The 521-nt window shown below is 39.3% G+C and carries 1 protein-coding gene; it reads right to left on the bottom strand.

Annotated elements, in window-relative coordinates:
- The coding region (locus N1032_RS27850) for a hypothetical protein (RefSeq protein ID WP_259543981.1) at positions 1-408 on the bottom strand (408 nt) is incomplete at its 3' end.
- Between the last annotated feature and the right edge of the window lie 113 nt (positions 409-521).

Consider the following 521-nt stretch of genomic DNA (forward strand, 5'->3'; position numbering starts at 1 on the left):
ATATTTAGCCAGCAATAAACAATAACTAGATTTAGCAATACCATTACAAACAGCAAGTGGGTATGTGTTATTACGACATATTGCATCAATACGTTTGATACAAACATCAATAGCATCACTTAATTCTTTTTCAGCAGTACCGCCACGAGTAGTTGGCTTAAGTTCAGGGAACCAAGCATCTTTCATTATTTGTACACCAGTCAGGTTTACTTGTTCTCCAAGAATAGTAGCTGCTTCTGCCAAATGGCAACGAATCTGATCAGCAGCACAAAGAATTTCTTTTGGACATTTAGGAGAACCGCCTGTATACATGAACTGTTCTGCTTTACATGAGAGACCAATCATGTTACTAATAATTTGTTGTAATCCACTAGCAGTGCTAGTCTGTTTGGATGAAGGTAATAGCATTTATATCTCCGTAAGCTACCAAGTTTTATTTAAAGCACCTTCGCTCGCCTTTGGCGATGTACCACCCTTTGGGTGGGAAGCTCTAGGTTTAGAACTCTAAGTCGGAGGCCAAG

The organism is Herbiconiux daphne, from assembly GCF_024979295.1.
GTDB lineage: Bacteria > Actinomycetota > Actinomycetes > Actinomycetales > Microbacteriaceae > Herbiconiux > Herbiconiux daphnes.